Here is a 23,259-nt window from a genome sequence, read left to right on the forward strand (position 1 = left end):
CCAACTTCCTTCAGGCTGCGCGCGCCGGGCGCGCCGCGACGTGGGCGGCCCAGAAGGCCACCGATTCCCGCATCTCGCGCACCACCGCCCGGTCGCTCGGCTCGCGCTCACGCCAGGCGAGCTCGAGGCAGAGCTCGTTGTCCCTGCCGCCGCCCTCGCCTACGGCGGCGAGCAGCGGCCCGGGCTGGATGCGGCCGTCGCGGTTGCGCTCGGCCGTGAACGGCCAGTGGCCGCCCTTGTTCATCGTCGATTGCTTGATGTGGATGATCGGCGACCGTGCCGCAAAGTTGCGGGCCCAGGCGTAGGGGTCGGTGTCGACCGGGTCGGGAGACGAGACGTCGCCGTGGTCGATGTCGACCATCGGCAGCAGCGGGATCGGAAGCGCGCCGGCGTCGATGTCGGACTGGAGGTCGCGCGTCGCCGCCTGCGTGTGGCCGAGTTCGCGCCCGACCGACATGGGCTCCCAGAACAGCCACGTGAGGCCGCGCTTCGCCGCATGCTCCGCCACGGCCCGCCAGCAACCGAGCGCTTCCGCCAGCAGGGCCGAACGCCGGGCGGGGTCGTCGTAGTCGCGAAGCGTCAGGATGGCGAATTGCGTGCCGATGGCCGGGCAGCCGAGATCGGCGGCGATGTCGGCCAGCCCCTTGAACCAGGACACCGAATGGGCCCGCGCCTCGGGGTCGGGATGGCCGAAATGGTTGAGGCGGCCGTAGGGGCCGGTCATCATCGACGTCACGGCGAGCCCCTCGGCCGCGCAGCTCTTCGCCATGCGGGCCGTCGTGCGCCGCACCAGCGCGGCCGGCCATGCGGGGTCGATGAACTCGTGCGTCAACTGCAGACGGCCGATGCCGATGTCGCCGGCCAGCACGGCCGCCAGCTCCTCCGGCTCGGCGAAGCGGTTCACGAAGGGATTGGTGCTCAGCGACAGCGTGAAACCCATCCCGTCCCTCCCTGCAGGCCGTCTCGCCGGCGCGCCGCCGTTGTCGGCCGGAAGGAAGCAGGCTTGAAAAAAGATTGCAACTGCTGAAATTTATCACAGGTGCTCGGCTTGGCCGGGCGGACCATCGGGAGGACATCATGAAGCTCGTCATCGGCGCGGACGGCGCCGGCAAACCGCTGCTCGACGTCATCGCCAAGCATCTCGCCGCCAAGGGCGTCGACGTCACGGACCTGTCGCCGCCCTCCGGATCGACGCCGGAGTTCTACGCCGACACGTCGGAGCGCGTGGGCCTGGCCATCACGCGGGGCGAGTTCGACCGCGGCATCCTCTTCTGCGGCACCGGCATCGGCGTCTGCATCTCGGCCAACAAGGTGCCGGGCATCCGCGCCGCGCTGACGCACGACACCTATTCGGCGGAGCGGGCCGCCAAAAGCAACGCCGCCCAGATCATCACCCTCGGCGCGCGCGTCGTCGGACCGGAACTGGCGAAGGCCGTGGTGGACACGTGGATGGCATCGGAGTTCGATCCGGCCGGCAGCTCGGCCGGCAACGTCGGCGCGATCGACAAGCTCGACGGGAAATATTCCAAGGCCTGACAGGCCGACCCGAACGGGTGAGGCCGCCGAGGGAAACGCCGCTTCCCTCGGCGCGGCCCACCCGCGGCGACGCCGCGCCAGACCCGCCGTCCGGGTCGGGCGCGACCGCCGGGCGACGCCGTCGGTCCGACCCGGACCCGGATTATGGCTTGACGGACGGTCGGCGCCATGAAAGTTTTTACACGATGAGAAGGATTTTTCAGGGCAGGACGCAGTGACCCGGGCGCCGGACGCGACTCCCTTGACCGAGGACGACAGCAGCCTCGCGGCCCGCGCCGCCTGGCTCCACCACGTCGGCCGGTTGACGCAGAGCGAAGTCGCGACCCGGCTCAACATCCCCAACGTCAAAGCCCATCGCCTCATCGCCCGCGCGGGCCGCGAGGGCATGGTCCGGGTCTTCGTCGACGGCGAGATCGCCCGTTGCGTCCAGCTCGAGCAGCAGCTCTGCCGCGCCTATGGCCTGGCTTTCTGCGAGGTGGCGCCCAACGTCGACGACGATGCCTTGCCGCTGCGCTCGCTCGGCGTCCTCGGCGCGCGTTACCTCCGCCTCGCTTGCGAGAAGGGGGCGGACCCCATCATCGGCCTCGGCAATGGCCGGACCCTGGCGGCCTGCGTCGAGCGTCTGCCGCGCGTCGACGTGGGCCGCACACGGTTCGTGTCGCTGCTCGGCGGGTTCTCGCGCCGCTTCGCCGCCAACCCGTTCGACGTCATCAACCGCATCGCCGAGCGGACCGGCGCCGAAGCCTATGTCATGCCGGTCCCCTTCGCCATGAACTCGGCCGAGGACCGCGCCGTGCTGATGGCGCAACGCGGGGTCGCGGAGGTTTTCGCCCTGGCCCGCGGCGCCACGCTGCGCTTCACCGGCATCGGCATCGTGGACGGACACGCCGCCTCGCTCGCCACCTCCGGCATGATCGAGCCGGCCGAGTTCGACGAGGTCGCCCGAGCGGGTGGGTGCGGCGAGATCCTCGGCCATTTCTTCGACGCCGGAGGGCGCCGGGTCGAGACCGAACTCTCCGCCCGCATCGCGGCGCTCGACCACGGCGACCTGAAGACCGGCAAGCTCGTCGCCGTGGCGGGCGGCACGGCCAAGCCGGATGCGATCCGCGCCGTGTTGTCGAGCGGGCTGCTGCACGGGTTGCTCACCGATGAGCGCACCGCCGGCACGCTGCTGGGACCGAAACAGAACTGATGATGCGCCGGGCGGGTCCGTCGCGACCGGCCCCGAGACTGGAACCGCACGAGGGCGCCGAAGGCAGAACGCCGCGCGCCGCAACAGGGAGGGAGATCGGCATGGACCACGCGCACCACGACCGCAGCGCCGCTCGCCCGCACCGGGACATCCGCTGATGGCGCGCGACCTCCTGGTCGGCGTCGACGCGGGCACCTCCGTCATCAAGTCGGTGGCCTTCACGGCCGCGGGCGAGCAGGTCGGGGTCTGCGCACGGCCGAACCGATACCGCACCGTCGAGGGCGTCGGCGCCGAGCAGGACATGTCCGACACCTGGACCGACGCCGCCGCGACGCTGCGCGGCCTGGCCGAGGTCGTGCCCGGCCTCGCCGAGCGCGTCGCCGCCATCGCCGTGACGGCGCAGGGCGACGGCACCTGGCTGGTCGACGCCGACGGCGAGCCGGCCGGCCCGGCCCTGATCTGGCTGGACGCCCGCGCCGCCGCCCTCACGGCGGAGCTGCGCGCGTCGCCCCAGGGCCGCCGCCACTTCGAGAGCACGGGTTCGGGGCTCGCCGCCTGCCAGATGGGGCCGCAGCTCCTGTGGCTGGAGCGGCACCGGCCCGACGTGATGGCCCGCGCCGCGACGGCCTTCCACCTCAAGGATTGGCTCTACTTCAAGCTGACGGGGGACCGCGCCGCCGACGCGTCGGAGGGCGTGCACTCCTTCGGCGACTTCCGCACGATGGACTATGCGGCGGCGACGATCGACGGCCTTGGGCTCCGCGGGGACCTGTTGCCGCCCATCATCGACGGTGCGTCGCGCACGGGATCGCTCGGCCGCGCGGCCGCCCGCGCCATCGGCTTCGGCGAGGGCCTGCCGGTGTGCCTCGGACCCATCGACATCGTGGCGACGGCGCTCGGCGCCGGCCTCTACGACCGGGAGCGCGACACGGGCTGCACCATCGTGGGCTCGACCGGCATGCACATGCGCCTCGCCCGCTCGGCCGAGGCCGTGCGGCTCAATCCCGACAGCACCGGCTACACGCTGGCCTTCCCGGTGCCGGGCACCTTCGCCCAGCTGCAGAGCAACATGGCGTCGACGCTCAACATCGACTGGCTGGTCGACCTCGCCCGTGGGGTGCTGAAGCAGCACGGGGTGGAGAAGTCCCGCACCGACATCTTCCTCGACCTCGACGACCACGTGCTGAAGGCCGAGGCGGGGACGATCCTCTATCACCCCTACATCTCCGAGGCGGGTGAGCGCGGGCCCTTCGTGGACGCCGCCGCGCGGGCACAGTTCCACGGCCTGTCGGCCCGCCACAGCTTCAACGACCTGATGCGGGCCGTCTACGAGGGGCTCGGCTTCGCGGCGCGCGACTGCTACGCCGCCATGGGCCCGATCCCGCCCGAGGTGCGCATCACCGGCGGGGCGGCGCGCTCGAAGGCCTTGCGCGTCATCCTCGGCGCGGCGCTGGGCACCCGGATCCGCACCTCGAAGCGCGAGGAGGCGGGCGCGGCCGGCGCCGCCATGGTGGCGGCCGTCGCCACCGGCCTCGCCCCCGACATGGACACCTGCATCGACCGCTGGGTCACGCCGACCCTCGACGAGGCCCAGGACCCCGACCCCGCCCTGGCCGGCCGCTACAACCGGCTGTTCCCGGCCTACACGGCGGCGCGCCGAGCCTCGGCCCCCGTGTGGCGGGCGATGAGGGAGGCGCGCGACGCCGACGACCGCGAGGCCGCGGGCTGGCGCATGCCGCGAGGCGACCAGAGCGAGAAAGAGAACGCGCCATGACGGATCACGGAATCGTCGACTTGGCGATCATCGGCGGGGGCGTCAACGGCGCCGGCATCGCCCGCGACGCGGCCGGGCGGGGCCTCAAGGTGCTGCTCTGCGAGAAGGGCGACCTCGCCGAGGGGACGTCGTCGCGCTCCGGCAAGCTCGTCCACGGCGGCCTGCGCTACCTCGAATATTACGAGTTCCGCCTCGTGCGCGAGGCCTTGATCGAGCGCGAGGTGCTGCTGCGCGCGGCCCCGCACATCATCTGGCCGATGCGCTTCGTGCTGCCGCATTCGCCGGAGCAGCGCCCGGCCTGGATGGTCCGCACCGGCCTGTTCCTCTACGACAATCTGGGTGGCCGCAAGATGCTGCCCGGCTCACGCAAGCTCGACTTGCGGAAGGCGCCGGAAGGCCGCGCCATCAAGAAGGACTACACGACCGCGTTCGAATATTCGGATTGCTGGGTCGACGACGCGCGCCTCGTGGTGCTGAACGCGCTCGATGCCAAGCAGCGCGGCGCCACGATCCTCACCCGCACGGCCGCCACCTCGGCCCGCCGCGGCGAGGACGGGCTGTGGCTCGTCTCCTTGAAGGGTGCCGACGGCGCGGCCAGCACCGTGAAGGCGCGGGCGCTCGTCAACTCGGCCGGGCCCTGGGTCGAGGACGTGGTCGGCCGCGTCGCGGGCCGCAACACCTCCTACAAGGTGCGGCTGGTGAAGGGTTCCCACATCGTGGTGCCGAAGTTCTGGGAGGGGCCGCAGGCCTACCTGTTCCAGAACGACGACAAGCGGGTGATCTTCGTCAATCCCTACGAGGGCAACCTGTGCCTCATCGGCACGACGGACATCCCCTACGAGGGCAACCCTGCCGACGTGTCGATCGAGCAGGCGGAGATCGACTACCTGCTCCGCGTCGTCAACCGCTACGCGGCGAAGCCGCTGAGCCAGGACGACATCGTCTCGTCCTTCTCGGGCGTCCGGCCCCTCTACGACAACAATGCCGAGGCCAACGCTTCCGCGGTGACGCGCGACTACGTCTTCGAGGTCGACGACCCCGAGGGGCAGCCGCCGCTGCTCAGCGTCTTCGGCGGCAAGATCACGACCTTCCGCAAGCTCGCCGAGCACGCGCTCGACCGGCTGACCAAGACCTTTCCGCGCATGGGCAAGGCGTGGACCGCCGATGCGACGCTGCCCGGCGGGGACCTGCCGGGCGCCGACTTCCCGGCCTTCCTGTCGGCGCTGCGGGCCGAGTATCCCTGGTTGCCGGCCGACCTCGCCGAGCATTACGCCCACCTCTACGGCACGCGGGCGCGGGCCCTGCTCGGCGATGCCCAGGGCCTGGACGCGCTCGGCCGCCACCACGGCGCGCTGCTCTACGGGCGCGAGGTGGACTTCCTGCGCGACACCGAATGGGCGCTGACCCCAGCCGACGTGCTCACCCGCCGCACCAAGCACGGGCTGCACATGAGCGTCGACGAGCGGCTCGCCTTCGAGCGCACCATGGAGGCGGCGTGACGCCGCCGCGGAACCGGAGGTCTTCCCGATGAGCACCGTTCCTTCCGCCGCCCCGCGGCGCAACAAGGCCCAGATCCGCTCGGCCGTGGCCGCCGCCCTGGCCGTGGCGCTCGTCGCCGCCATGGCGCTCGACACCACCTGGGTGAGGAGCGGCGGTGCCGGTGACGTCCCTCCCGGCACCTTCTCGCCCCTGGCCTACGGCCAGAAGACCTTCCCGGCCGTCCAGAAGGCGATCCAGGGCCGCGCCGTGCCGGCCTCCGCGCTGGCGGCCGCCATCGCCAAGGACCCGGCCGCGGCCGCCAAGCAGTACGGCGTCGAGTCGGGCGTCGGCGTCGAATATCCCGTCTCCTTCACGGGCGTGCTCGGGGACGGCGATTTCGGCAACTACGACGTGCGCGTCGACGGCATGCCCGACACCCCGAAGGTGGCGCTGCAGACCGGCCCCGCCATCATGGGGACCGACCTGCGCGACGCGACCGGCACGATCCAGTTCGGCCAGTTCACCAACCAGATCGACTATCAGAACGCCGGCTCGGCGCTGAACAAGGAGATGAAGAAGCAGGTGCTGTCGAAGCTCGACACCACCGACCTCAAGGGCAAGACCGTGTCGGTGGTCGGCGTGTTCCAGCTCACCGATCCGGCGCGGTGGCTCGTCACCCCCGTGTCGCTGGAGGTGAAGTGATGGGTTCCGCCGCCCCAATTGCCGGCGATGTCGTGCTGACGGCGCGCAACGTCGCCAAGTCCTATGGCAACATCGACGCGCTGAAGGGCGTCAACTTCGACATCCGCGCCGGCCGCGTGACGACGCTGTTCGGCGAGAACGGCGCCGGCAAGTCGACGCTGATGAAGATATTGTCGGGCGTCATCAGGCCGACCTCGGGCGCGATCGAGCTGCGCGGCGAGCCTGTCGTCTTCTCCTCGTCGTCCGACGCGCGGGACCGCGGCATCTCCATCATCCACCAGGAGCTCAGCCTCGCGCCGAACCTGAGCGTGCGCGACAACATCTTCATGGGCCGCGAGATCGGCGGTCCCGCCGGCATCGACTTCGCCGAGGAGGCGCGCCAGGCCGCCGCCCTGATGGCGGAGCTCGAGGAGCACATCGATCCGATGACGCCGGTCGAGGAGCTCCGCCTCGGCCAGCAGCAGATCATCGAGATCGCCCGCGCGCTGTCGGTCGATTCCCGCATCCTGATCATGGACGAACCCACGTCCGCCCTGAGCGCGTCGGAAGTCGAGGTGCTGTTCAAGGTCATCCGCGACCTCACGGCCCGCGGCGTCGCCATCGTCTACATCTCCCACCACCTCGAGGAGGCGCTGGAGATCACCGACTATGCGGTGGTGCTCCGCGACGGTGCCATGACGGCCAAGGCCGACCGGGCCGACATCGACCTCGACTGGATCGTCCGCAACATGGTGGGCGAGGGCTACGACCTCGGCGCGCCGCCGACCGGCTATCCTTTCGGCGCGGTCGCGCTGTCGGTGCGGGGCGTCAGCGTCGCCGACAAGGCGGGGCACGGCGCCATGGCGGTCGACAACGTGTCGCTCGACGTGCGCGCCGGCGAGATCGTCTGCATCTACGGGCTGATGGGCGCCGGGCGCACCGAACTGCTCGAATGCGTCTTCGGCAAGGGTTCGAAGGTGTCGGGCGAGGTGTGGCTCGAAGGGCGCGAGATTTCGCGCCTCGGCATCGCCGAGCGCATCGCGGGCGGCCTCGCCCTCGTGCCGGAGGATCGGCAGCGCGACGGCCTCGTGCAGACCATGTCGGTGGGCGAGAACCTGTCGCTCGCGTCGATCGCCGCCTTCGTCAAGGGCCTGCTGCTGTCGCGCCCGGCCGAGCGCAGGGTGGTGGACGATTCGATCCGCGCCGTCACGGTGAAGACGTCCGGCCCTGCCGCGGCCATCGGCTCGCTGTCGGGCGGCAACCAGCAGAAGGTCGTCATCGGCAAGATGCTCGGCACCCACCCCCGCGTCATCATGCTGGACGAGCCCTCGCGCGGCATCGACATCGGCGCCAAGGCGGAGGTGTTCCGCATCCTGGCCGAGCGGGCCCGTGCCGGGCTCGCCGTGGTGTTCTCGACCTCGGAAGTCTCCGAGTGCCTGTCGATCGCGCACCGGGTCGTGGTGATGAGCCGCGGCCGCATCTCGGCCGAGTTCGGGCACGACGTCACCAAGGAACAGATCATGGCGGCCTCCGGCGAAGCCGTGGCGGCGTGAAGACGAGATCGAGGGAGGACGCGACCGTGACCCAAGCCAGCCCATCCCTGGACCGCTCCCGTGCCGGCGCGGTCGGTTCCGGCTTCGACATCGGCCGGGTGCTGCTCGAAGGCCGCGCCTATTTCGCCCTGGTCGCCATCGTGGCGGTGTTCTCGGCGCTGTCGCCCTACTACCTGTCGGTGTCGAACTTCCTGACCATGTCGTCGCATGTGGCGCTGTTCGGCATCCTGGCCATCGGCATGCTGCTCGTCATCCTCAACGGCGGGATCGACCTGTCGGTCGGCTCGACGCTGGGCCTGTCGGGCGTGATCGCCGGTGCCCTGATGCAGGGCGTGCCCTTCGGGCCGCTCGGGGTCGTGGCCTACCCGCCGGTCTGGGCGGTGGCGGTGCTGTGCTGCGGGCTCGGCGCCGCCATCGGCCTCGTCAACGGCGTCCTGGTGGCGCGCTTCAAGGTTCCGGCCTTCGTGGCGACGCTCGGCGTCATGTACATGGTCCGCGGTGTGGCGCTGCTGATGACCAACGGCCTGACCTACAACAACCTCGGCGGCCAGCCCGCGCTCGGCAACACCGGCTTCGATTGGCTCGGCTTCAACCGCATCGCTGGCGTGCCGATCGGCATCGTCGTCATGGTGGTGATCGCCGTGATCGGCAGCGTGGTGCTGACCCGCACGCCCTTCGGCCGCTGGCTCTACGCGTCGGGCGGCAACGAGCGCGCCGCCGAGCTGTCGGGCGTGCCCGTGAAGGCGGTGCAGGTTTCCGTCTACATGATGTCGGGCGTCTGCGCCGCGGTGGCGGGGCTGATCCTGTCCTCGCAGCTCACCTCGGCGGGCCCGACCGCCGGCACGACCTACGAGCTGACCGCGATCGCGGCCGTGGTGATCGGCGGCGCCGCGCTGACGGGCGGGCGCGGCACGGTCCGCGGCACGCTGCTCGGCGCCTTCGTGATCGGCTTCCTGTCCGACGGCCTCGTCATCATCGGGATCTCGTCCTACTGGCAGACGGTGTTCACCGGCGCCGTGATCGTGCTTGCCGTGCTGCTCAACGCCGTCCAGTACCGAGGCCGCGCCAAGCGCCCCGCCACGGCGGCCGGCCCAACCCCATCCCCGCGTCCCGCGGCGTGAGCTTCCGCCGGCCGAAGCACGGCCGGCGGTCGGATACCAAGAAACCCAGGGAGACACCCATGTCTATCAAGGCGAAGCTTCTGGCCGTCACGGCCCTCGCGGCGCTGGCCGCGCCCGCGCTGACCGCCACGGCGGCTCAGGCCGCCGGTGGCCTGATGACCATCATCGTCAACGACCCCTCGAACCCCTACTGGCTGACCGAGGGCAACGTCGCCGCCGCCGAGGCCAAGAAGCTCGGCTACGAGGCCAACGTCGGCGCCTCGAAGGGCGACACCAACACCGAAAGCAACCTGATCGACACGGCCATCACCAACAAGTCGGTGGCCATCATCCTCGATCCCGCCAACGCGTCGGGTTCCGTCGGCGCCGTCAAGAAGGCCATCGCGGCCGGGATACCGGTGATCCTCGTCAACGCCGAGATCAACCAGGAAGGCCTCGCCAAGGCGCAGCTCGTGTCCAACAACGCGCAGGGAGCCGCATTGGGCGCGCAGCAGTGGGTGAAGGATGTCGGCCAGAAGGGCGACTACGTGGAGCTGCTCGGCGCCCCGTCGGACAACAATGCCGCCACCCGCTCCAACGGCTACGACACCGTGCTCAGCCAGTACGACAACCTGAAGCGGGTCGGCCAGCAGGTCGGCAACTGGGACCGCACCCAGGGCCACGACAAGATGCAGAACCTGCTGCAGGCCCATCCCGGCATCATCGGGGTGATCTCCGGCAACGACGAGATGGCGCTCGGCGCCATCGCGGCGCTGAGGGAGGCGGGCAAGCTGTCCTCCGTGAAGGTCGGCGGCTTCGACGGTTCGCCGGACGCCGTGTCGGCCATCAAGGCCGGCGACCTACAGTATACCGTGCTTCAGCCGGTGGCCAGCTTCGCCGCCAAGGCGGTGGACGAGGCCGACAGCTTCATCAAGACGGGGAAGACGGGCGCCGCGCAGGAGAAGCAGCTGTTCGATTGCGTGCTCATCACCAAGGCCAACGCCGACAAGATGACGGCGCCCTTCACGCTGACGAAGTAAGGCCAAGGTCGGGGTCGGCCGCGACATGCGGCCGGCTGCGACGTCGAGGTGGGTGACACGATGCTGCTGGGACTCGATTGCGGCTCGACGGCCGTCAAGGCCGTGCTGTTCGACGCCGACGGCCGCACGCTCGCGACCGGCGCCCGCCGGACCGAGCCCCGCCAGCCCGGGCCGAACCGCGTCGAACACGACATGGACCGTCTCTGGGACCTCGCCGCGGAGGCGATCCGCGACGCGCTGGCGGCCGCGCCGGCCGGCAGCAGGGTCGAGGCGATCGGCGTCACCGGCCACGGCGACGGTCTCTACCTCCTCGACCGCGGCGGCCGTCCACTCGGTCCCGGCATCCAGTCGGTCGACAGCCGCGCCCATGCCGTCACGGCCGGCTGGGCCGCCTCCGGCCTGCTCGACCGCGTCGCCGCCATCACGGCGCAGCGCCCCTATCCCTACGCGGCCTCGGCCCTGCTCGCCTGGATGGCGCAGCACGAACCCGAGCGCTTCGCCGCCATCGGCCATGTGCTGTTCTGCAAGGACTGGCTGCGCTTCCGGCTCACCGGTGTTCTCGCGGCGGACCCGACCGATGCCAGCACGGCCTTCACGGAGGCCCGCAGCCAGACCTATTCCGACGACCTGCTGGCATCGATGGGCCTCGACGCGCTGCGCCCGGCGCTGCCCCCCATCCGGCCGAGTAGCGGCGTGATCGGAACGGTCTCGGCGGCGGCCGCGGCCGCGACGGGCCTCCGCGAAGGCACGCCGGTGGCGGGCGGCATGCACGACGTCACGGCGAGCGCGGTCGGGCTCGGCATCCTCGACGCCGGCGCCCTGGCGATCACGGCCGGGACGTTCAGCATCAACGAGACCCTGTCCGACCACCTCGCCCCGGATCCGCGCTGGACCGCGCGGGCCGGGCTGCGGCCGGGGCAGTGGATGAACATGTCGATCTCGCCCGCGTCGTCCAACACGGTCGACTGGTTCCTGCGGCAAAGCTACGGCGCCGAGGCGGCGCTCGCGGCGCGGGGCGGGCCGTCGCTGTGGGACGCCGTCGAGGCCGACCTCGCCGCGCCGGCGGCCGATGGTGCGCCGCTGTTCCATCCCTTCCTCTACGGCTCGCCCTATGACGTGCCGGCCAGCGCGGCCTTCCTCGGCCTGCGCTCCTGGCATGGCCGCGCCGACATGCTGCGGGCCGTGGTGGAGGGCGTGGTCTTCAACCACCGCCATCACTGCGACGCCCTGCGCTCGGCCTTTCCCGCCGACCGCGCCCGCATCACGGGCGGCGGCACGTCGCGCGAGCGACCGGCACGGCTCTTCGCCGACGCGCTCGGCCTGCCGGTCGAAGTTCCCGAGGCCACCGAGGTGGGGGCGCTCGGCGCCGCCCTGGTGGCGGCGGTCGGCGTCGGGCTCCACGGCTCGCTCGACGATGCCGTCCGTCGGGCCTGCCGGGTGACGGCCCGGTACCTGCCCGATGCCGAGCGGCACGCGGCGCTGACGCGGCGCTTCGAGCGCTACCTGGCGCTGGCCGACGCCTTGCGGCCCCATTGGTCGGACGGCTGAACGACCCGCATGCTTCGCCGCGACGCCGGCCCGGATCCCGCCAGGGCGGCGGGCTCTGACCTCTCCGCCTTTCGCACCGTTTCACTGTCGAGGCCGACGCCATGACGACCCAGACCTCGCAGGCCCGCCGCGCCGGCGCCCTGCAACGTTTCGAGGCCGACCCGAACGTGCCGGTTCTCATCGTCGGCGGCGGCATCAACGGCGCCGGCACGTTCCGCGATCTGGCGCTGCAGGGCGTGGACTGCCTCATCGTCGACAAAGGCGACTGGTGCTCCGGCACCAGCGCGGCGCCGTCCCGTCTGATCCACGGCGGGCTCAAATATCTCGAGACCGGCGAGTTTCGCCTCGTCGCGGAATCGGCGCGCGAGCGCAACCTCCTGCTGGGCAACGCTCCGCACCTGGTGAAGCCCCTGCCGACCGTCGTGCCGATCCATTCGGTCTTCGGCGGCATCGGCCCTTCGGTGGCGCGCTTCTTCGGCCGGAAGGCCAAGCTGGCCGATCGCGGCTTGCTGATCGTGGAAGTCGGGATGGCGCTCTACGATTGGCTGGGCCGCCATCGTCGCAGCATGCCGCGCCATCGGATCTCGCTCCGCGGCGCCACCCGGCGGCGCTTTCCCGCCATGGCGCCGACCCTCGCGACCGCGACCTACCACGATGCCCGCGTCACCCAGGCCGAGCGCCTGTGCTACGAACTCATCGCCGATGGCGAAGCCGCCCATCCGGGGGCACGGTCGCTGAACCACGTGGCGGTGACGGGGGCGGCGGACGGCCGCGTGACCTTGACCGACCGGCTGACCGGCCGGCCCGTCACCGTCGTTCCCAGAATCGTCGTCAATGCCGCCGGCCCCTGGATCGACCGGGTCATGGGTTCGGTCGGGCTGAACAAGCGCTACATGGGTGGCACCAAAGGCTCCCACCTCGTCGTGGACGACCCCGATCTCGTGCGGGCTCTCGACGGCCACATGATCTACTTCGGCTCCGCGGATGGCCGCATCTGCTTGGTCTATCCGTTCTTCGGCCGCGCGCTGATCGGCTCGACCGATATCAAGGCGGACGAGCCCGACACGGTCGCCTGCACGGATGCCGAGACCGACTACATGCTGGCCATGGTCGGCGAGGTCTTCCCCGGCCTCGATCTTTCGCGCGACAAGATCGTCTACCGCTATGCCGGGATCCGGCCGCTCCCGGCCGCCGACGTCGACGACCCCGGCGAGATCAGCCGCGATCATTCGATCGGCCGCGACCGGCTTCCCGGAAGCGCCGTGCCCATGCTGTCGCTCGTCGGCGGCAAGTGGACCACCTTCCGCGCCTTCGCGGCACAGGTGACCGACGAGGTCCTGGCCGAACTCGGCCAGGCGCGGCGCGTTTCGACCGAGGCGGTGCCGATCGGCGGCGGGCGCGACTTTCCCACCGCCCCAGCCGACCGGGCCGCCTGGATCGAGCGCGTCGCCCGGCAGCAGGCGATCGATCCGCTGCGGGCGGACGTGCTGCTCGACCGCTACGGCAGCGGCGCGGAAGCGCTGCTGACGTCGCGGGTTTTACCGGACCCGCCGCTCGCCAGCCTCCCGGACTACGGCCGGGCGGAGGTGAGCGCCGTGATCCGACACGAGCAGGTCGTCGATCTCGAGGACCTGCTGTTCCGACGCCTGCCGGTCGCGGTCTCGGGCCGTCTGACGCAGGCGGTCGTGGTGGAGGTGGCCGGGATCGCCGCCGAAACGTTGGGGTGGAGCGATGCGGAACGCGATCGTCAGATCGGCCAGCTCGAAGCGCGAGCGGAGCGGAGCCATGGCGTGTCTCTCGGCGGAACCCCGCTTCCAGACCTCGCGACGCCCCCCGTCCCCGTGCCGTGAGATGGAACCGATCCCCACGCTGTCCGGCGTGAAGGCGGTCCTCACCGTGACCCTCTACGGCCTGCGGGCCGCCGCCCCCGCGTGATGTCCGCCGCGCAGCCCCGTGCGGGCCCGGCCGCCGCCGGGCCCTCGCCCGGCGAGGCCGCCGAACTCCTGTCCACGCCGCCGCCCCGCGTCGACACGGCGCTCGCCGAGGCGGCACTGCTGCGCCATTACGGGCTCGTCGGCCGCGCCAGCATCCTCGCCGCGGAGCGCGACCGGAACTTCATGGTGACGCTCGCCGACGGCACGCGCCGGGTGTTCAAGGTCTACAACGCGGCGGAAGACGCGGCGGCGCGCGAGTTCCAGAACGGCGTCCTGCTCCACATGGAGCGGGTGGGCGTCGCCTGCGCGGTGCCGCGCCTCGTCCCGACGCGCGAGGGCGCGGTGGACTGCGGGGTCGCGGTCGGCGGGCACGACTACCGCGCCATCCTGATCAGCGTCGTCCCGGGCGAGGCGCGAGACCTCAGCGGCGCGAGTCCGTCGCTGCGGCGCGACCTCGGCCGGGTGGCGGCCGAAGTCGGGACTGCCCTCGCGGGCTACGACCACCCGGCGGCGCGGCGCGTGCTGCTGTGGGACCCGATGCAGCTCGGCCGGCTCGCCGGCGTGGTGGAGCTGATCCCGGACCCGGCGCAGCGCCGCTGGCTCGCCGGCGTGGTCGAGCGCTTCGTCGCCGAGGTGAGGCCGCGGGCCCTCGCCCTGCCGGCGCAGGTCATCCACAACGACATGAGCGGCAGCAACGTCCTCGTCGACGGCGACCGCGTCAGCGGCGTCATCGATTTCGGCGACATGGTGCTGGCGCCGCGGGTCAACGAAATCGCGATCGCGTCGAACTACGCCGTCGCGGCCGACCGCGACCCCCTGGCCGCCATCGCCGACGTGGTCGAGGGCTACGAGGCGGTGCGGGCCCTCGCGGAGGCGGAGGTGGCCCTGCTCTACGACCTCGTGCTGGCCCGCCTCGCCGTGCGGGTGCTGATGTACCGCTGGCGGGCGGAGCTGTTCCCGGAGAACCGGGACTACATCCTGCGCAACGGCGCCACGGGCGCGCGGCTGGCGGAGGCCTTCGCCGGCCTCGCACCCGGCGCCGGACGCGACGCGCTGCTGAAGCGATGGACCTCGGGGAGGCGGATGCCATGACGGCCGACGACATGACCGCGGCACTGGTCGAGCGGCGCCGCCGCCTGCTCGGCCCGGCCTACCGCCTGCTCTACGATGCGCCGCTCCATCCCGTGCGCGGCGAGGGCGTGTGGCTCGTCGAGGCGGACGGGCGCCGGGTGCTCGACTGCTACAACAACGTGCCCTCGGTCGGCCATTGCCACCCGCGCGTCGTCGAAGCGCTGAGCCGGCAGGCCGCGATCCTCAACACCCACACGCGCTACCTGCACGACACCGTGCTCGACTATGCCGAGCGCCTGCTGGCCACGGTGCCGGCCGAGATCGGCAACGTCATGTTCACCTGCACGGGCAGCGAGGCCAACGACCTCGCCGTGCGGGTGGCCCGCAGCGTCACGGGCCACGCGGGCTTCATCGTCACCGCCAACGCCTATCACGGCGTCACCGCCACGGTGGCGGAGATGTCGCCCTCGCTCGGCACCGCCGTGAAACCGGGCGACTACGTCCGCACCGTGCCGGTGCCCGACGTCTACCGCGACGGCCCGGAGGGTGCCGCGGCGGCCTTCACGCGCGCCGTCGAGGCGGCCATCGCCAGCCTCGCCGAGGCCGGGATGCGGCCGGCGGCCCTGCTGTTCGACACCGTCTTCGCCAGCGACGGCGTCGCCGTCGATCCCCCGGGCTTCGTGGCGGGCGCCATCGCGGCGGTGCGGGCCGCCGGCGGGCTCTACATCGCCGACGAGGTCCAGGCGGGCCTCGCCCGCACGGGTTCGCACATGTGGGGCTTCGAGCGGCACGGCGTGGTGCCGGACCTCGTGACGCTGGGCAAGCCGATGGGCGACGGCCACCCCGTGGCGGCCCTGCTGGCGCGCCCCGAGCACCTGGCCGAGTTCGGCGCGCGCTCGCGCTACTTCAACACCTTCGGCGGCAACCCGGTCTCGGCCGCGGTGGGACTCGCGGTGCTCGACGTGATCCGCGACGAGAACCTGATGGACAATGCGGCCTCCACGGGCCGGCGGCTCCATCTCGGCATGGCGAGGCTCGCCGAGCGCTTCCCGGTGATCGGCCACGTCCGCTCCGCCGGCCTCTACATGGGCGTGGAGATCGTGACGGACGCGGTGTCGAGGAGGCCGTCCGGGGCCCTCGCGGCGCGCCTCGTCAACGGCCTGCGGACCCAAGGCGTGCTCGTCGGAGTCTCGGGCCCGGCGGCCAATGTCATCAAGGTGAGGCCGCCCCTGCCGTTCGGCGCCGCCGAGGTGGAGATCGTCCTCGACCGGACCGCAAGGGTGCTGGGCGACCTCGAAGCGCAGGGGGCCCTCACGTGATGGCGGGCGTTCCGGCGCAGCCTGTGGGACGGCAGCGAGGTTCGAGCCGGCGTCGGCCGACGTGACGACGTTTCCGTGAAGGCTTGTCGGTTGGCGGCGTCCCCCGTCGGAAGGATCGCCGTCGCCGAGACCGGACCGGCCGAGGTCAGGCTCGCACCCGCGCGCTCCGGCCCGCGAACAGTTCCTTGCTGACCAGGACGTCGAGCTTGTCGATGCGGGCCGGCCGCGCCAGCAGGTCGTTCGATCGCTCCATCAGGATCGCCGCGCCGCGTCCGCCGAGGTGGGCCTGTCGGGCGGCGTCATCGGGGAAGGCTTCGAAGATCCCGAAGGTCGTGCGCGTGTAGCGGACGCCGTACCAGGGTCCGGTCCGCGGCTCGCGTCCCACGCAGGCCAGGATGTCGTCGAGGAGGTCCTGCACGTCCTCCTCGTGGCCCGGCCGGGCTTCGAGGTGGATGTGGAGCGCCTTGGCGATCGTCGCGTCGACCGAACCCGTGATCGTCGCCGGGCTGTGCGGCAGGGTCTTGAGCAGGGTGCCGGCCGCGAGGCCCAGGCCGGCCACGATGGCGCTCGCCAGCACGGGATGTTCCATCGCCTTGGTGTAGAGGCTCACCTTCTGCGTGTGCCCGGGGTAGTTCCCCATCGTGACCAGTCGTTCGGAGGGCCGGTCGAGGATGCTCTCGTCGGCTGCCCGCAGCGGCGGGTGGCCGCTCGGCGTCGCCGGTGCCACGGCGAAGGCCATGCCCTTGTCGACCAGGCCCGGGGCGAAATGCTCGGCCTCGGCGATCATCTTGCCGCCGCTCCCGACGAAGATGTCCCGGGTCGGCACGGTGGCGCAATGCAGGATCGCGTCCGCCACGGTCTCGGCCGCATAGACGGGAGGGACGTGCTGGGGCTCGCTGTCGAGGTAGTTCTTGGCGTTGACCGTGAAGGGCGTGTCGATCGCCGCCGGTTTCACGAGGGACACCGACACCGGCGCGCCGTCCATTTCGACCCCGGCCCGGAACTCGTCCGTGAACGCCTTGACGGCGTGTTTCGTCGCGGAATAGACGCCCTGCAGGGCGATGGCGCGGTGGGACTCCACCGAACCGAGGTTGATGAGGGCGCCGCCGCGCGTCTTCAAATGCTTCAGCGCTTCGAGCGAGCCATGGACGACGCCCCAAACATTGACGTCGAACAGCTTCCTCATCTCCTCGACCGGAATGCCTTCGATCCGCCCGTACATGCCGGTCCCGGCGTTGTTGACCCAGGTGTCGAAGCCCCCGAACCGTTCGATGGCGCCCTGGGCGATCCGGGCGACGTCGTCCTGCTTGGCGACGTCCGCCACCACGACGAGGGCCTGGCCCCCTCCCGCGATGATCTCCCGCGCCAGCGTGTCGAGCGCATCCCGGCTCCGCGCCGCCAGGACGAGCTTTGCCCCCCGGGCCGCCGCCATGCGCGCCGTCGCCAGGCCGATCCCGGAGGACGCCCCCGTGATGACGATGACCTGATCGGCGATCGGCTTGAGTGAAACGGACATGACGACTCCCTGTTCGACACGGGGACGGGGCAGGGGGCGCACCTGCCGGCGATGCGGGCGCGGACGGCGTGCCCGAACCCCGTCGGGTCCGGATGTCCGGTCGCCATCCCTGCCGTGCCTTCCATCCCAGTTGCCGCGATCAACGAGGTGGTGCGGAGAATCGTTCAAACCTGGAGCGCTTTCGCCTTCGGCGAATTCGCTCCAGCGCTCGAGTGGAGAGCAGTTCCATCGGCTTGGAGTCGCCAAGGCGACTCGGGAGAAAGCCGATGCTGCTCCAGGCACGACGCCCACCGCCGGCCCGTCGACGGCCGTGCCCTCGGACCCGACCCGATCCCGGCCGGGGGCTGCCCCGCCTGCTCAGCCCCCGCAGATGCCGGGCACGGCGACCTTGCGGAACAGGTGCGGGCTGACCGTGATGCCATCCGGATAGGCGGCGAGTTGCGCCCGGAACTCCGGGTTGGTGAAGGCGGCGCGGAAGCTGGCGACCGAGTCCCACTCGGCGTAGTTGAGGAGAAGTCCGCTCCCCGCGATGCCGCGATGCAGCTGGGTCGAGACGAAGCCGGGCTGGCGCTGCATCACGGCCGCGTCGCGGGCCCAGGCGGCCAGCGTCTGGTCCATCGCGGCGTCGGGAACCGTGAAGCTGTTGATCAGCACGACAGGGCCACCGTCCTCCTTGAGCTGCTGGGCGAGGGTGACGCTCGCGTCCATCTCGATGAATATCGGCATGTCGGGCTCCTGTGGTGTCGAAGGGTGGGGGCGGCCGAGCGCTCCTCGGCACCTGGACCGGTCGCAGCGGCACCGGCGCGCTTCCGATTGTCGGCGGATGAGCGCCTGCGGGTCGTCCTTCTCGGAAGCGACGCACAATCCTGCCAATTTGACAGAGTGTTGTCAAATTGGTCGTCGAGCGGAGCGTGACGGCACGGAAGGCCGCCCGCGTCAGGCCACCATCAGCCGGCCTGGGCCTGGCGAAACGGGTCAGAGGGGCAAACCCCCGGGCAGAGGTCTGATCTTTTGCCAGATCGACTGGCTAGGCAGGGCCTCGCCGCCCGACCGCGTCGGTGTCCTCCGGGCATACCCCCAAGAGAACCGGGCACTTCAGAACCGGGCACTTCGGTTGCCGCTGGTTGGGCGCGGCCACTCCCGATGCCGCCGCACGCTGCTTGCTGCACCCCAGCCACATGCGCTAGCTTCTCGCGTGAGCAATCGTGAGTCGACGCTATGCACAGCAAGCTCGATCTCTCTGCCGTTGATGTCGAGCGCGGTACCGACTACCCGCCGCCATTCGATGCCCCCTGTCGCAACCACGAGCGGAAGCTTCTTGGCGACGCTGCAGGTCTGAGTCAGTTCGGCGTCAATCTCCTCCGCGTTCCGCCTGGGACTGGTGAAGCCAGCGACATTGGCAGATCGCAAGCGAGAGGAAGAGATTGCGGGCCACTCGATCTTCGATGCTGATCGGCAGCATGAGCGAGCCGCTTGAACATGACCGCTCGGCCGCGATCGGCATGCCCGTCTCGCATGTCTGGCGTGGTCATGGCTCGGCGCTGTTCATCGAACTCGGCGCGCTGGCACCAAGGACGCGTCGTGACGGCTCTCGGGGACGAAGCGGCCGAGCGTCTCGAACACCTCGCAAGCTCGTCGGATCGGATCTCGGGGACGCTGCTGCTCGATCTCCTCGGTCGGGTCGCGCAGGTCATCTGGGCGAGTTCACAGCCCACGAGAATGGTCAGGACACGTCCTGGGTGACCGTGCGAGCCATCGACAGTTCGTGGTGCGAGGTCGAGACAGACGACATCGGTGTCCTGGATCGCGTTCGTGAGACCTTCGTGGACGTGCGGATGGACCCGTGAGGGGCCGCATGCCAACCCCGCTTCGGACCTCGACGGTCCGCTTTGGGTATACCCATAGCGAACTCGGCATTTTGGTCGGTTTCGGCCCGAAGCTGCCTTCTCGGTGTGGGGTCAGTCCTGCGCTATAGGCCGCAGGACGATGCTACCGATCTCGATCGTCGTCCGGCTGCTCGATCGCGAAGGCAATCATTGAATGTTCTCCAGGTCCTGGAGAAGGCTCGGACCCACCGGTTTCCACCCCAGCGCTGCACGGGTACGGGCGCTAGATGCAGGTTGGTCCATGGCGAAGATCGGCCCGAAGGGACCAAAGGTCTCGTCGGGCACGGCCTGGACCGGCAGTTCCAGGCGCCGGCCGATCACGACGGCGATGTCGCGCACCGCGTCGCCCTCGTCGGCGACGGCGTGCCAGGACGTGCCCGCCGGTGCCGACTCGAGCGCGATCCTGAACAGGCTTGCCGCATCGAGGGCGTGAACGGCCGGCCATCGCTGCTGGCCATCGCCGGGGTAGCCCACGAGGCCGCTCTGCCGCGCCTGATCGGCTAGGAGGCCGGCGAAGCCCCCCTGGCCCTTGTTGTGAACGGTCCGCGGCATCCGCACGGCGATGGCGCGGACCCCACGCGAGGCGAGGGCCAAAAGAGCGTTGACGGACTGCGCCCGGCCGGCGACTGGCCCTTGCAGCGGTAGCGGGTCTGCCTCGGTGGACGCGCGTCCCGCCACCCAGGGCGTGCCGGAGACGGTGACGACTGGACGGTCGCTGCCGATCAGCGCTTCGCCCAGAACCGCCATGGCGGCACCCTCCTCCGCGATGGCAGCCGCGAGCCCCTCGGCGGTGCCGTAGTTGGGCGTGAAGGCGAGGCTGATGACGCCGTCGGCTTGTGCTGCACCAGCTCGCAGCACGTCCAGGTCATCGAGTCCGCCCCTGAGCACCTCGGCACCAGCGCGCTCCAACACATCCGCCGAGCGGTTCGAGCGGGCCAGCGCCAGGACGGTGTGGCCATGTCGGAGGAGTTCGGCGACAACGGGACCGCCGATCGTGCCTGTTCCGCCGGTAACGAAAACACGCATATAATTCCCTCTCGGTGATGCGACCTTTGTCCTGTCGCACATGCAAACTGATGGCACAAGAGTCCCATCACAAAGGGAAGCTGATGGTCCGATGGGAGCCCGGAGCCCGCGAACGCTTGGTTGTCGCCGCCGTCGATCTCTTCTTCGAGCACGGATACGACGCCACGACCGTCGCCCAGATCGCCGAGCGAGCAAGCGTTACGAAGAGCACCTTCTTCCGACATTTCTCCGACAAGCGTGAGCTGCTGGTGGCTGGGCAGGCGACGTTGAGTCGGCTTCTCGCCGAGGGCATCAGCGCAGCCTCCCCGGACGCCACGCCGCTTGCCGCCGTGGCCGAAGGTCTAAGGCGCGCGTCTCGTGAGATGGGGCCAGTGAGCCGCAAGCTCGGATCTCGCATCAAGGCCGCCGTGGCGGCGAGCACCGAATTGCAGGAGCGGGATGCGCTGAAGAGCGTCGGCTTGGCGGCGGCGATGGCGGACGCCCTCGCGACCCGCGGCGTGCCGGCACTTGCCGCGCGTGTCGCGGCCGAGTTGGGCCTCCTGGCGTTTAAGCAAGGCTACGCTTCGTGGGTTGAGGCCGACGGTGCGGACGATATTGGGCTGGAGCCGTATGCTCTGGCAGCCCTCGACGAGTTGCGCTCGGTGACACGGGCCTTAAGCTAATTTGTTTGCCGTAAGACCAATGTCCGGCGTGGGTCGAAACCAGTCGGAAATCCCGGTTCGCTTTGCGTATACCTTGGGCGGACCGCCTCGCTAGAGCAGTATCGGCTTCTTCGAGTCGCCTTGGCGGCTCCAAGCCGATGGAACTGCTCTGGATTCGAAGTTGGAGCGAATTCGCCGAAGGCGAAAGCGCTCTAGAGCTGTCGCCGCTCGCCTTGGCCCGCGACTTCAGCTCTAGTGCCATGTTTTTGCGAGCATCTTCACGCGATCAGGTGACTCGACCTGATCGCGATCTGCTCTAGTGCGTCTTGGGTCTCAAGGCCCACCACCCAAAACGAACTTTTCGAAGCGAACCATCCAAAACGAACCCACCATAAGCCGGGCTCAAGGCGCGCTTCCTCTACCGTGACGACCTGGCGAGTCGATCCCCGTATCTACGGCCCGATCGGGTCGAGAGCGGCCGCCTTGTCGGTTGAGTTTGATTACACTCACATCAGAGCGCACGATCTCACCAGCATCACCCGACATTGTCGGGTGCATTGCTCGGGACGTTTCACCCTCGACTGAGACTGCATCCCGTCAATCCACCCGCGTTTTCGAGCCGGCGCGTGTCGGCGGCGGCCTGACCCACGCCGGCCGTCGCCGCGGCCGCAGGCGGGCGGGGCGTCCCCGCGGTCCGATGTCCGGACGACGACGGCGCTTCGGTCAGACGCGCTCGGCGATGCGGGTGGCCATGAGCTGGCGGATGCGTTTCCTGGCCTTGCGGACCACGTCGTCGAACTGATCGTCCCGCACCAGCATCTGCGGGAAGGCCCGGCACGTCGCCTTGACCCGTCCCGTCACGTCGCGCTTGAACCGGACACGGTGCCCGCTCAGCCTGAGTTCGAGGGGCAACTCCTGGTCGAGCACTTGGGTCATGCGGGCCCCCTCTTCCTCTCAGCCGACGCGGCGATCTCCTAACCTATGTGTAGAAATGTGATCCGTCCAGGCGCCGGACCGGACGCGTCCGGCGCCGGGTCATGGCGGCCTCGCGGCGCGGCCCCGTCAGCCGGGCGCCTGCCCGGCGCGATCCTCCGCTTCCGCCCGGGCGAGGGCGACGTAGAGCGCCATGAGCCGCCGGGCGTGCGGTCCGGGGCGCCCGTCGCCGATGTCGCTGCCGTCGATCGCCACCACGGGCACGACGAAGTTCGACGCGCTGGTGAAGAACACTTCCCGCGCCGCGACCGCCTCGTCGACCGCGATGGCGCGCTCGTCCAGCGCCAGGCCCGCCTCGGCGGCGAGGCGCATGACGGCGAGGCGCGTGATCCCGGGGAGGACGGCGTGGGACAGCGGCCGCGTGACGAGCGCGCCTGCCGCCGTGACGACGAAGACCGTGGAGGACCCGCCCTCGGTGATGAACCCGTCCTCGACCATGAAGACTTCGGCGGCACCGGCCGCGGCGGCCTCGCGCTTCGCCATCACCTGGGCCAGCAGCCCGACCGACTTGATGTCGCGCCGCGCCCAGCGGAGGTCTGGCCGCGTCACCACCCTGGCGCCGCTGGCCTGGACGGGCGCGCCGACGATGGTCTTGGGCTGCGTGAACATCACCACGGTGGGGACGAGGTCCGGCCCGTAGCCGAAGTCGCGCTCCGCCGCGCCGCGCGTCACCTGGATGTAGACCACGCCCTCCGCGAGGCCGTTGCGCCGCACGAGCTCCGCCTGCAGCCGCGCCCAGGCCTCCGGCGCGTGCGGGTTGGCGATGCCGATCGCGGCGAGCGAGCGGTCGAGCCGCGCCAGGTGGGCGTCGTTGTCGACGAGGCGGCCGTCCAGCACGGCCGACACCTCGTAGATCCCGTCGGCGAAGAGGAAGCCGCGGTCCATGACGGAGACGCGGGCGTCGGCGGCCGGCACGAAGGCGCCGTCGAGGTAGATGGTGCGGTCCATGGCATGTCCGAAGGGTGGGGCG

Annotated in this window: 20 protein-coding genes; 14 read left to right on the plus strand and 6 right to left on the minus strand. The window is 70.7% G+C overall.

Annotated features, from left to right (window positions below; genetic code table 11):
* Nucleotides 1-10: 10 nt before the first annotated feature.
* Nucleotides 11-940 (minus strand): sugar phosphate isomerase/epimerase family protein, encoded by a 930-nt coding sequence (locus D3272_RS11750; protein ID WP_129219372.1) that lies wholly within the window; start codon nucleotides 938-940, stop codon nucleotides 11-13.
* 137 nt (nucleotides 941-1,077) lie between these two features.
* Between D3272_RS11750 and derI the strand changes: the two genes are divergently transcribed.
* The 12 genes from derI to D3272_RS11810 all read left to right on the plus strand — a co-directional run bounded on the left by derI (nucleotide 1,078) and on the right by D3272_RS11810 (nucleotide 16,227).
* Nucleotides 1,078-1,536 carry a D-erythrulose-4-phosphate isomerase gene (derI, locus tag D3272_RS11755; RefSeq protein WP_129219373.1) on the plus strand — a complete coding sequence of 153 codons (459 nt, stop codon included), beginning with the start codon at nucleotides 1,078-1,080 and terminating at the stop codon, nucleotides 1,534-1,536.
* A gap of 241 nt (nucleotides 1,537-1,777) precedes the next feature.
* Entirely contained in the window at nucleotides 1,778-2,728 is a 951-nt protein-coding gene (locus tag D3272_RS11760) for a sugar-binding transcriptional regulator (RefSeq protein ID WP_165361321.1), read from the plus strand.
* A 157-nt stretch (nucleotides 2,729-2,885) separates the two neighbouring features.
* Nucleotides 2,886-4,502 carry an FGGY-family carbohydrate kinase gene (locus tag D3272_RS11765; protein ID WP_129219375.1) on the plus strand — a complete coding sequence of 539 codons (1,617 nt, stop codon included), beginning with the start codon at nucleotides 2,886-2,888 and terminating at the stop codon, nucleotides 4,500-4,502.
* Entirely contained in the window at nucleotides 4,499-6,001 is a 1,503-nt protein-coding gene (locus tag D3272_RS11770; RefSeq protein WP_129219376.1) for a glycerol-3-phosphate dehydrogenase, read from the plus strand. The genes D3272_RS11765 and D3272_RS11770 overlap by 4 nt, the downstream gene beginning before the upstream one ends.
* Nucleotides 6,002-6,029: 28 nt before the next feature.
* Nucleotides 6,030-6,683: a DUF2291 family protein gene (locus D3272_RS11775; protein WP_129219377.1), complete on the plus strand. Its 654-nt coding sequence runs from the start codon at nucleotides 6,030-6,032 to the stop codon at nucleotides 6,681-6,683.
* Nucleotides 6,683-8,215: a sugar ABC transporter ATP-binding protein gene (locus tag D3272_RS11780; protein WP_129219378.1), complete on the plus strand. Its 1,533-nt coding sequence runs from the start codon at nucleotides 6,683-6,685 to the stop codon at nucleotides 8,213-8,215. Before D3272_RS11775 ends, D3272_RS11780 begins: the two co-directional genes overlap by 1 nt.
* A 47-nt stretch (nucleotides 8,216-8,262) precedes the next feature.
* Complete coding sequence (locus D3272_RS11785) at nucleotides 8,263-9,336, plus strand: ABC transporter permease (RefSeq protein WP_129219550.1); 1,074 nt, start codon at nucleotides 8,263-8,265, stop codon at nucleotides 9,334-9,336.
* Between the two features lie 59 nt (nucleotides 9,337-9,395).
* A complete protein-coding gene (locus D3272_RS11790; RefSeq protein ID WP_129219379.1) occupies nucleotides 9,396-10,355 on the plus strand; it encodes a D-ribose ABC transporter substrate-binding protein in 960 nt (319 codons plus the stop codon).
* A 60-nt stretch (nucleotides 10,356-10,415) separates the two neighbouring features.
* Nucleotides 10,416-11,903 (plus strand): FGGY-family carbohydrate kinase, encoded by a 1,488-nt coding sequence (locus tag D3272_RS11795; RefSeq protein WP_165361323.1) that lies wholly within the window; start codon nucleotides 10,416-10,418, stop codon nucleotides 11,901-11,903.
* Between the two features lie 101 nt (nucleotides 11,904-12,004).
* On the plus strand, nucleotides 12,005-13,753 hold the full coding sequence (locus D3272_RS11800) for a glycerol-3-phosphate dehydrogenase/oxidase (RefSeq protein WP_129219381.1): 1,749 nt from the start codon (nucleotides 12,005-12,007) through the stop codon (nucleotides 13,751-13,753).
* Nucleotides 13,754-13,837: 84 nt separating this feature from the next.
* The gene (locus D3272_RS11805) at nucleotides 13,838-14,929 is read left to right on the plus strand and encodes a phosphotransferase (RefSeq protein ID WP_245496528.1); all 1,092 of its coding nucleotides are present in this window, start codon (nucleotides 13,838-13,840) and stop codon (nucleotides 14,927-14,929) included.
* Nucleotides 14,926-16,227 carry an aspartate aminotransferase family protein gene (locus D3272_RS11810; RefSeq protein ID WP_129219383.1) on the plus strand — a complete coding sequence of 434 codons (1,302 nt, stop codon included), beginning with the start codon at nucleotides 14,926-14,928 and terminating at the stop codon, nucleotides 16,225-16,227. Before D3272_RS11805 ends, D3272_RS11810 begins: the two co-directional genes overlap by 4 nt.
* Before the next feature lie 145 nt (nucleotides 16,228-16,372).
* Here the strand turns inward: D3272_RS11810 and D3272_RS11815 are convergent, their stop codons facing one another.
* Nucleotides 16,373-17,743, minus strand: a complete 1,371-nt coding sequence (locus D3272_RS11815; RefSeq protein WP_129219384.1) for an SDR family oxidoreductase — start codon at nucleotides 17,741-17,743, stop codon at nucleotides 16,373-16,375.
* A gap of 357 nt (nucleotides 17,744-18,100) precedes the next feature.
* Nucleotides 18,101-18,469: an antibiotic biosynthesis monooxygenase family protein gene (locus D3272_RS11820; protein ID WP_129219385.1), complete on the minus strand. Its 369-nt coding sequence runs from the start codon at nucleotides 18,467-18,469 to the stop codon at nucleotides 18,101-18,103.
* 719 nt (nucleotides 18,470-19,188) lie between these two features.
* Here D3272_RS11820 and D3272_RS11830 point away from each other — a divergent pair.
* Complete coding sequence (locus D3272_RS11830; RefSeq protein ID WP_129219386.1) at nucleotides 19,189-19,590, plus strand: hypothetical protein; 402 nt, start codon at nucleotides 19,189-19,191, stop codon at nucleotides 19,588-19,590.
* A gap of 186 nt (nucleotides 19,591-19,776) precedes the next feature.
* Here the strand turns inward: D3272_RS11830 and D3272_RS11835 are convergent, their stop codons facing one another.
* Complete coding sequence (locus D3272_RS11835; protein WP_129219387.1) at nucleotides 19,777-20,655, minus strand: NAD-dependent epimerase/dehydratase family protein; 879 nt, start codon at nucleotides 20,653-20,655, stop codon at nucleotides 19,777-19,779.
* A gap of 116 nt (nucleotides 20,656-20,771) precedes the next feature.
* On the opposite strand from D3272_RS11835, the gene D3272_RS11840 reads away from it, so the two are divergent.
* The gene (locus tag D3272_RS11840) at nucleotides 20,772-21,317 is read left to right on the plus strand and encodes a helix-turn-helix domain-containing protein (RefSeq protein WP_207210196.1); all 546 of its coding nucleotides are present in this window, start codon (nucleotides 20,772-20,774) and stop codon (nucleotides 21,315-21,317) included.
* A gap of 702 nt (nucleotides 21,318-22,019) precedes the next feature.
* On the opposite strand, the gene D3272_RS11845 is transcribed toward D3272_RS11840, so the two are convergent.
* Together D3272_RS11845 and D3272_RS11850 are read right to left on the minus strand one after the other, a co-directional pair.
* Nucleotides 22,020-22,232, minus strand: a complete 213-nt coding sequence (locus tag D3272_RS11845; RefSeq protein WP_129219389.1) for a hypothetical protein — start codon at nucleotides 22,230-22,232, stop codon at nucleotides 22,020-22,022.
* A 126-nt stretch (nucleotides 22,233-22,358) separates the two neighbouring features.
* Complete coding sequence (locus D3272_RS11850) at nucleotides 22,359-23,237, minus strand: D-amino-acid transaminase (RefSeq protein WP_129219390.1); 879 nt, start codon at nucleotides 23,235-23,237, stop codon at nucleotides 22,359-22,361.
* Between the last annotated feature and the right edge of the window lie 22 nt (nucleotides 23,238-23,259).

The sequence above is a fragment of the Lichenibacterium ramalinae genome (assembly GCF_004137085.1).
In the GTDB taxonomy this organism is placed as follows: domain Bacteria; phylum Pseudomonadota; class Alphaproteobacteria; order Rhizobiales; family Beijerinckiaceae; genus Lichenihabitans; species Lichenihabitans ramalinae.

What these genes read in the sequence shown, in the direction of transcription:
- D3272_RS11800 (WP_129219381.1), top strand. Translation starts at nt 12,005, where the DNA reads ATGACGACCCAGACCTCGCAGGCCCGCCGCGCCGGCGCCCTGCAACGT.
- D3272_RS11805 (WP_245496528.1), top strand. Translation starts at nt 13,838, where the DNA reads ATGTCCGCCGCGCAGCCCCGTGCGGGCCCGGCCGCCGCCGGGCCCTCG.
- D3272_RS11810 (WP_129219383.1), top strand. Translation starts at nt 14,926, where the DNA reads ATGACGGCCGACGACATGACCGCGGCACTGGTCGAGCGGCGCCGCCGC.
- D3272_RS11765 (WP_129219375.1), top strand. Translation starts at nt 2,886, where the DNA reads ATGGCGCGCGACCTCCTGGTCGGCGTCGACGCGGGCACCTCCGTCATC.
- D3272_RS11850 (WP_129219390.1), bottom strand. Translation starts at nt 23,237, where the DNA reads ATGGACCGCACCATCTACCTCGACGGCGCCTTCGTGCCGGCCGCCGAC.
- D3272_RS11820 (WP_129219385.1), bottom strand. Translation starts at nt 18,469, where the DNA reads ATGCCGATATTCATCGAGATGGACGCGAGCGTCACCCTCGCCCAGCAG.
- derI (WP_129219373.1), top strand. Translation starts at nt 1,078, where the DNA reads ATGAAGCTCGTCATCGGCGCGGACGGCGCCGGCAAACCGCTGCTCGAC.
- D3272_RS11780 (WP_129219378.1), top strand. Translation starts at nt 6,683, where the DNA reads ATGGGTTCCGCCGCCCCAATTGCCGGCGATGTCGTGCTGACGGCGCGC.
- D3272_RS11775 (WP_129219377.1), top strand. Translation starts at nt 6,030, where the DNA reads ATGAGCACCGTTCCTTCCGCCGCCCCGCGGCGCAACAAGGCCCAGATC.
- D3272_RS11830 (WP_129219386.1), top strand. Translation starts at nt 19,189, where the DNA reads ATGCTGATCGGCAGCATGAGCGAGCCGCTTGAACATGACCGCTCGGCC.
- D3272_RS11815 (WP_129219384.1), bottom strand. Translation starts at nt 17,743, where the DNA reads ATGTCCGTTTCACTCAAGCCGATCGCCGATCAGGTCATCGTCATCACG.
- D3272_RS11845 (WP_129219389.1), bottom strand. Translation starts at nt 22,232, where the DNA reads ATGACCCAAGTGCTCGACCAGGAGTTGCCCCTCGAACTCAGGCTGAGC.
- D3272_RS11835 (WP_129219387.1), bottom strand. Translation starts at nt 20,655, where the DNA reads ATGCGTGTTTTCGTTACCGGCGGAACAGGCACGATCGGCGGTCCCGTT.
- D3272_RS11795 (WP_165361323.1), top strand. Translation starts at nt 10,416, where the DNA reads ATGCTGCTGGGACTCGATTGCGGCTCGACGGCCGTCAAGGCCGTGCTG.
- D3272_RS11790 (WP_129219379.1), top strand. Translation starts at nt 9,396, where the DNA reads ATGTCTATCAAGGCGAAGCTTCTGGCCGTCACGGCCCTCGCGGCGCTG.
- D3272_RS11770 (WP_129219376.1), top strand. Translation starts at nt 4,499, where the DNA reads ATGACGGATCACGGAATCGTCGACTTGGCGATCATCGGCGGGGGCGTC.
- D3272_RS11750 (WP_129219372.1), bottom strand. Translation starts at nt 940, where the DNA reads ATGGGTTTCACGCTGTCGCTGAGCACCAATCCCTTCGTGAACCGCTTC.